Origin of the sequence: Candidatus Methanoperedens sp. BLZ2 (genome assembly GCF_002487355.1) — an archaeon.
In the GTDB taxonomy this organism is placed as follows: domain Archaea; phylum Halobacteriota; class Methanosarcinia; order Methanosarcinales; family Methanoperedenaceae; genus Methanoperedens.
This window is the reverse complement of the sequence record NZ_NTMG01000060.1, coordinates 81,315-87,789: the sequence shown is the minus strand read 5'-3', so window position 1 is coordinate 87,789 and position 6,475 is coordinate 81,315. Positions and strand designations below refer to the sequence as shown.

The following is a 6,475-nucleotide window of genomic DNA, read 5'->3' as shown; positions in this document are numbered from 1 at the left end:
TTTTGCATATAGGGAAAGCAAGAGAAAAATTAGGTCTGTGCTCAAGTATTGGCATGGTATCGCATAAATCACAGCGGCCGGACAATGAGGAAATTTCGATCTCTGAGGATGAACACATCAATCCCCAAAATCCGTTGCTCCTGCCGACATATTAGCCGATTGGATATTTTTTCGGGCTTTTTCAATATTATGATCAGCATTATCCGTAAAGTTAACTATATATACTATGAAATTATTTATGATTATGATAATTATGATTGGTCACAGTTGATATCGTAATTTCTGTTTAAACTCAGGACCAAATAAAGGAGGATTAAAATGAAAGGTGCAATAGTTCAATGTTTAGGAGACCTCGTAAAATCAAATTTTGGAAATGATAAATGGGAACAGTCCCTGGAAACAGCTGGCATGAGTAAAACTACCTTTTTCACGCCGATTCAGAATGTGGACGATGAAAAAGTAATGAAGATCATTGAGTCATTATGTAAGGTTGCTAAAATTTCGCCTGCACAGGCAGCAGATGCATTTGGTGAGTACTGGGTTAATGTATATGCTCCCAAGGTATATAATTCATATTTCAAAGGAACAAATTCCTCAAAAGAATTGCTTTTGAAGATGGATAGCATCCACGATAACGTCACAAAAAATATTCCGAACGCCCACCCGCCAAGATTTGAATATGAATGGAAGGGCCCTCAAACGATGATTATAAAGTATAAGTCCAACAGGGGATTAATAGATATCCTAATGGGACTTGTAAAAGGCGTGGGAAAATATTATAAAGAAGACCTGAAAGTAACGAAACTTTCAAGTGACAGATTGCAAGTAATTTTCCCTAACTGAATCAATACAATCTTCATTTTTTTATTTATAATATAAATCGACATTAATTTTTATTTTTTTTTAAATACTATAACTCCAGAGAAAAGGAAATGATCTCCATCTTTAGCCGGGGCAAAGAGATGACAGAAGCCGACCGAAGTGTTAAAATATCTACAAACAAGAAATAACACAAGGAGGAAATTTATGAAAAAGTCTTTAGGAGCAAAAACTCTTGTTTATCCTCTCCCGGTATGGGTTGTGGGAACTTATGATAAAGAAAGAAAGCCGAACGTGGCGACAGTAGCATGGGGCGGGATTTGCTGTTCTAACCCGCCATGTATCGCCATCTCTCTTCGGAAAGCGACATATTCGTACGGCAATATTATAGAGCAAAAAGCTTTCACGATTAATGTTCCTTCCGAAAAGTATGTCAGGGAAGCCGATTATTTTGGTACTGTCTCAGGCAGGGATGTGGACAAGCTCACAGAGGCCGGGCTTACCAGCATGGAAAGCGATATGGTCGATGCCCCATACGTGAAGGAATTTCCTGTAGTTCTGGAGTGCAAACTTATACATACCATCGAAATAGGGCTCCACACGGAGTTTATTGGCGAGATTATGGACGTCAAGGCAGATGAGTCCATGTTGATGGAAAATGGGTCTATTGATATTGAAAAATTAAAACCGGTCATATTCGCTCCCGATATTTCGAGCTATTATGGGATCGGCAAACCCATTGGAAAGGCGTTTTCCATAGGAAAAAAGAGGTAGTTGTGAACTCAGATCGCTATAAGTATATGTCTATAAGACAACTGCAAGACCTTTCGGATGAATTAAAAGAAGAAGCAAAACATGACCCGTCGCGTGACGCAGAGTATCATGCTATTTATAAAGCGTTACAGGATAAGATACGGGAAAGGGACAGGAAACGGCCAAAGTGCATCCTTTCGCGTTTTGAACATGATCTTGATTTGATGGAAGAATTTTAGCAATGTTACCCGATTCAATTGACCCTGAGATTGTAAGGTTATTTCCCTCAGTCAAGACTGGAGTTGTGGAGAGCGGGCCATGGAGGATTCCTCTGTTTTTCGACAAAAGCTTCGGGAAAAACAGGGGATGCATACGTTTACGGCGGTATATTGTCCACATGGCGCAAATGAATGAAACCAAAGAAGCAATGATGACAAAGACTAATCAAATTTATCAAGATTTTGAAAAATTAATTGATAAATTTCCATGCGATCCTGAAATAAAGGAACGACAAAAGGATCAACTGGACAAATATATGATGGAATTTATCGACGAGGTTGCGCTGCTTATCGCAGAAGGCGATGCCACACAGATCTATTAGTCCTATCTTCCTTCAAAGGAACGCACTTCGTCTGCGTCAACTACAGATGCTTTCCCAATTTCACAGCATTCGGAGCGGCGAACACGCCCATGCCCTTTCATTTCCAGCTGGAGGCGCGCAAGCTGGAACTCCGATTCCTCATAAAACTCGGGAGTTTTCTGAATGATCCTGTGCATTGAAACCTGTTTTCCGCGAATTCGCGCAATAAGACCCGTGGTGCCAGCTCTCACATCTTCTCCGCTTGTTGATGTAAGGAATATTATATCTCCCACATTCGTTTCCAGCACGGAAAGAAAATTATGGGGACTCCTGATCTCAATGGTCTTTATTTTTTCATGTTCAAGATCGGTCAGGACTTGATGCGATATTCCGCTCAATAATATATGTCGCATTAAAAATCACCCGTACATAGGGAATTCTTTCTTGGGCTGCGTTGAATTTTCAGTAGTCTTGACCTGTTCAGCAAGCTTTGAAAGTTCATGTTCTATCTGGTCAGCCTGCCCCAGCAATTTTTCAGTATCAATAGCAAGATTAAATATTTTATTAAGGGCAGTTATTACCTGGACTGCAGCTCGTGGATCCGGGTTGGGGCCCGGGGTTTCACCCAGGAGACTTATTGCAGGCAAGCCGCGGAGATAACATTCGGTCATTATGCTTCCGGAAATCCCGGAAATAGTACCTACCTGGAATATTTCAGTCTTGTCTCTGATTTTCTCAAGTAATTCAACGTTTGTTGCGCCGCCAAAAACACGTCTTTCTCCGGTTGTTGTAGCTATTCCTGCGATAGAAACTATATTCCTGGCATTGATGTTCTGCATCCAGTCTATAAGAACCTTGCTGATATCATATGATGCCGTTGGATGAATCGGGATATCTGAAATTATTACGACTATCTCTTTTCCTGGATCCTCGTAAATACGAACCGGCATATAGACCATACCATTAAAAAGAACTGCTAACGGAGGGAAATATTTTGAGTCGATAGATCCCATATACTTCATTCCAAGTTCTTCTATTATATGCTGACACGTTATATTCCCCACCAGACCGATGCCGGGAAACCCTTCAATGACTAATGGATTCTTTGATTTAAGAGGTTCACTTATAATTTTTACGAATTGTTCTGCTGTTTCCGATGCCATACTTCCACTATAGTTAATTAGATCAAAAGTAAATAAAAGCATCGATATAGTTTTTAAAAGCATCGATGCAGGTTTGAGGAAAATCTTATCCTTTCTAAAAATAATATATAATAAATATGGAGACAGGTATATGGAGACTGGCGAGATAATCCAGATTTTTGCTGAATCCGGATTCCAGGTAGACAGACAGGCGCTTGACGCTATGAGAACGAGCTCTCCTGAGCAAATACAACATCTTGTGAAGGCAATGGATAGTTCAGTTCTGGTTGTGGGGATCGAGCATATACGGCCCCTCACGCAAGATCCGCTGCCAGAGACCATTTCTTTGCCCTCATATATACCTCAAATACAAGTACAAGTACAGGATGCAATCCAGGTAAAGATCAGGAACAGGGAAAGTCCGGTCACAATACTAAAAGATATTACGAACCAGTCAACCTGCATCGGGGAATATACGGAATTTGTGCAATATTTCAGGGACCGTTACAGTTCACTGGGTGAGATACTTCGAAAAAGACTTGGAGCAAGACCTATTGAGAGCCTGAAAAAGAGAAATCTTGATACAAGGGAGCCTCTGTCAGTGATAGGTATGGTCCTTGATATCAAGACTACCTCAAACGGCCATAAACTTATCCAGATAGAAGATCCGACAGGAACCCTACGAATCTTGATCCATAAAGAAAGAGATAAGGAACTGTTTGAATCGGCAAACCGTATCCTGCTTGATGAGGTTATAGGAATAACAGGTACCCTGTCCTCTGATGGTAACCTGATGTTCGTAAATAGAATATCGTGGCCCGATATTCCAAATTCCCAGAATGCCAGTATCGATGGGAAAAACAGAGGAGGAAAAGCGGTTTTTATTTCCGATATTCATGTAGGGAGCAAGACTTTTCTTGAAGATTCCTGGCTTAAGTTCATTGACTGGCTCGGGGATGATATAAATTATCTTGTGATAGCCGGCGATCTGGTTGATGGGATAGGTATTTTTCCCGGACAGGATAAAGAGCTTGCCATTTCCGACATCTATGAACAATATGAAAAAGCAGCAGAGTACTTGAACGCAGTGCCAAAACATATAAAGGTCATAATTTCACCGGGAAACCATGATGCAGTGAGGCAAGCTGAACCGCAGCCACGTTTTCCTGAGAGAATTACCAGAATGTTCAGGAATGATTTTATCTTTGTAGGAAATCCCGCAATGGTGGATATCGGGGTAAAGGTACTTATATATCACGGAAGGTCAATGGATGACATTATTGCAAGTATTCCGGGTTTTTCGTATAATGAACCTGTAAAACCGATGCATGAAATGCTAAAACTAAGACATCTATCACCGATATACGGAGGAAGGGTATCGATCGCTCCTGAGAAAAAGGATCATTTCGTTATCGATGTAATTCCCGACATCCTCCATTGCGGGCATGTTCATACAGTTGGTGTTTCACGTTACAGGGATGTTCTAGCGATCAACAGCGGAACATGGCAAAGCCAGACAGAATTCCAGAAACGAATGAACCTTATGCCTGTGCCGGCAAGAGCTACTCTTGTTGACCTGTCTGGAATGGAATACAAAATAATGGATTTTAATTGAAATATGCTGAACAATACCTATATTCATATACCCTGCATCGGCTCTTCAACAGAGCGGACGATATGGAAATCCGGGATAAAAAGCTGGGATGATTTTCTCATAAATCATGGAACGCTAAAAACAACAAAAAAAAAGCAGCGGGTCTTATATTCAGGAGTTGAAGAATCAATTGAGCAACTCTCAGGTAAAAACCATATCTTTTTTGCACGGCGGCTTTTGCCCTGCCATCAATGGAGGGCATACAGGCAATTTGAAGATAAAACTGCATTTGTTGATATTGAGACAACGGGACTTTCCTCGCAATCTGACAGCATAACGATAATCGGTGTCTATAACGGGAAAGAAACAAAAACATATATCAAGGGCATAAACCTTGATGAAGCAACAGAAGAGCTGGCAAAGTACAAGCAGCTTGTTACTTTTAATGGCGCACGTTTTGATCTTCCTTTTATCGAACATGAATTTCCCGGATTTTTCAATCACCTGCATATCGATCTTATGTATCCTTTAAAAAATATCGGATATAGCGGCGGTCTTAAGAAAATCGAATGTTCACTCGGGATAAGAAGAAGCGAAGAAACCGAGGGAATATCCGGTTTTGAGGCTGTACGATTGTGGAATAAATATAAGAAAGGGGATGATGAGTCCCTGGAAGTGCTCATCAAGTATAATAAAGAAGATGTGGAAAATCTTAAAACCATTATTGATATGACTTACCAGAAAATGGTGGATAATGAGATTGCGCCAAAAGATAGAAAGTGCGCCGCGGATCTTTCACAGACCATATAAAAGTTTTGCTGCCATAAATAGCAGAAAAAGAGCAAATAAACGGCTGATAACTTTTGGAGAAACACGTTTGAAGATTATTTTTGAACCGATCTGTGCGCCTGCAAAAGCAGTAAGGCCTGCATAAAATAATACATTCAAATCAAGTGTTTGGGTTGCAAAAACCAGATGTCCCACAAATCCTGATAATGAGGTGAATGTGATAATAAATGCAGAGGTTGCTACCGCATTTTTTGTTTCCAATCCAAGAATAAGGAGCAGTGGTACAATAAAAGTGCCTCCGCCAATGCCTACTAATGAGGATATTATCCCAAAAATAAATGCCAGGCCTGCTCCAACCAGAATCTTCTTGTTTTCTCCATCTTTAACCATAAAGCCAATATTATTGAATAACAGTATGCGCAGTGCTGCAAACAAAAGTATGATGCTAAGCAATATAATTAAAACCCTGGTCTCAATCCTTGATGCAAAATATGAACCTGTAATGGCGCCAAATGTTGATGTTAATATCAGGGGAAGAGCTATTTTTTTATCCACAAGCATTTGTTTTAAATAAGTGATGGAAGCTGATGCCGTGGTTATCATATTCAACAAAAGCGCCATTGGGATAGCCGCAAGAAGCGGTATACCCAGCCAGAAAAAAAGCGGCGTGTATATTATCGCCCCCCCAAGACCCATTATAGAGAAAAGGACTGCGATGAGGAATGTTATTACAATGATCAGCAATATATCCATAATATTTTTCCTAAACACATCGAAGGATTAATAATGCTTGGAAGA

Annotated in this window: 9 protein-coding genes; 6 read left to right on the top strand and 3 right to left on the bottom strand. The window is 40.3% G+C overall.

The annotated features are described in order from the left end of the window. The first annotated feature begins 318 nt into the window (after window positions 1-318). The 4 genes from CL181_RS11180 (at window position 319) to CL181_RS11165 (ending at window position 2,173) form a co-directional block, all read left to right on the top strand. On the top strand, window positions 319-843 hold the full coding sequence (locus CL181_RS11180; RefSeq protein WP_097299388.1) for a heme NO-binding domain-containing protein: 525 nt from the start codon (window positions 319-321) through the stop codon (window positions 841-843). Window positions 844-1,026: 183 nt separating this feature from the next. Beyond that, window positions 1,027-1,593, top strand: a complete 567-nt coding sequence (locus tag CL181_RS11175; protein WP_097299387.1) for a flavin reductase family protein — start codon at window positions 1,027-1,029, stop codon at window positions 1,591-1,593. Window positions 1,594-1,595: 2 nt separating this feature from the next. Continuing rightward, window positions 1,596-1,811: a hypothetical protein gene (locus CL181_RS11170; protein ID WP_141398882.1), complete on the top strand. Its 216-nt coding sequence runs from the start codon at window positions 1,596-1,598 to the stop codon at window positions 1,809-1,811. A 2-nt stretch (window positions 1,812-1,813) separates the two neighbouring features. Next, entirely contained in the window at window positions 1,814-2,173 is a 360-nt protein-coding gene (locus CL181_RS11165; RefSeq protein ID WP_097299385.1) for a hypothetical protein, read from the top strand. 2 nt (window positions 2,174-2,175) lie between these two features. Here the strand turns inward: CL181_RS11165 and CL181_RS11160 are convergent, their stop codons facing one another. Further along, a complete protein-coding gene (locus CL181_RS11160) occupies window positions 2,176-2,565 on the bottom strand; it encodes a DUF473 domain-containing protein (protein ID WP_097299384.1) in 390 nt (129 codons plus the stop codon). A 6-nt stretch (window positions 2,566-2,571) separates the two neighbouring features. After that, window positions 2,572-3,315: a proteasome assembly chaperone family protein gene (locus CL181_RS11155; RefSeq protein ID WP_097299383.1), complete on the bottom strand. Its 744-nt coding sequence runs from the start codon at window positions 3,313-3,315 to the stop codon at window positions 2,572-2,574. Window positions 3,316-3,445: 130 nt separating this feature from the next. On the opposite strand from CL181_RS11155, the gene CL181_RS11150 reads away from it, so the two are divergent. Both CL181_RS11150 and CL181_RS11145 read left to right on the top strand, forming a co-directional pair. Then, window positions 3,446-4,909 carry a DNA-directed DNA polymerase II small subunit gene (locus CL181_RS11150; RefSeq protein WP_097299382.1) on the top strand — a complete coding sequence of 488 codons (1,464 nt, stop codon included), beginning with the start codon at window positions 3,446-3,448 and terminating at the stop codon, window positions 4,907-4,909. A gap of 3 nt (window positions 4,910-4,912) precedes the next feature. Continuing rightward, window positions 4,913-5,698, top strand: coding sequence for a ribonuclease H-like domain-containing protein (locus CL181_RS11145; protein WP_097299381.1), 786 nt, complete (start codon window positions 4,913-4,915; stop codon window positions 5,696-5,698). Here CL181_RS11145 and CL181_RS11140 read toward each other — a convergent pair. Continuing rightward, window positions 5,684-6,430 carry a sulfite exporter TauE/SafE family protein gene (locus CL181_RS11140; protein WP_097299380.1) on the bottom strand — a complete coding sequence of 249 codons (747 nt, stop codon included), beginning with the start codon at window positions 6,428-6,430 and terminating at the stop codon, window positions 5,684-5,686. The two genes, CL181_RS11145 and CL181_RS11140, sit on opposite strands and share 15 nt — an antisense overlap. Window positions 6,431-6,475: the final 45 nt, after the last annotated feature.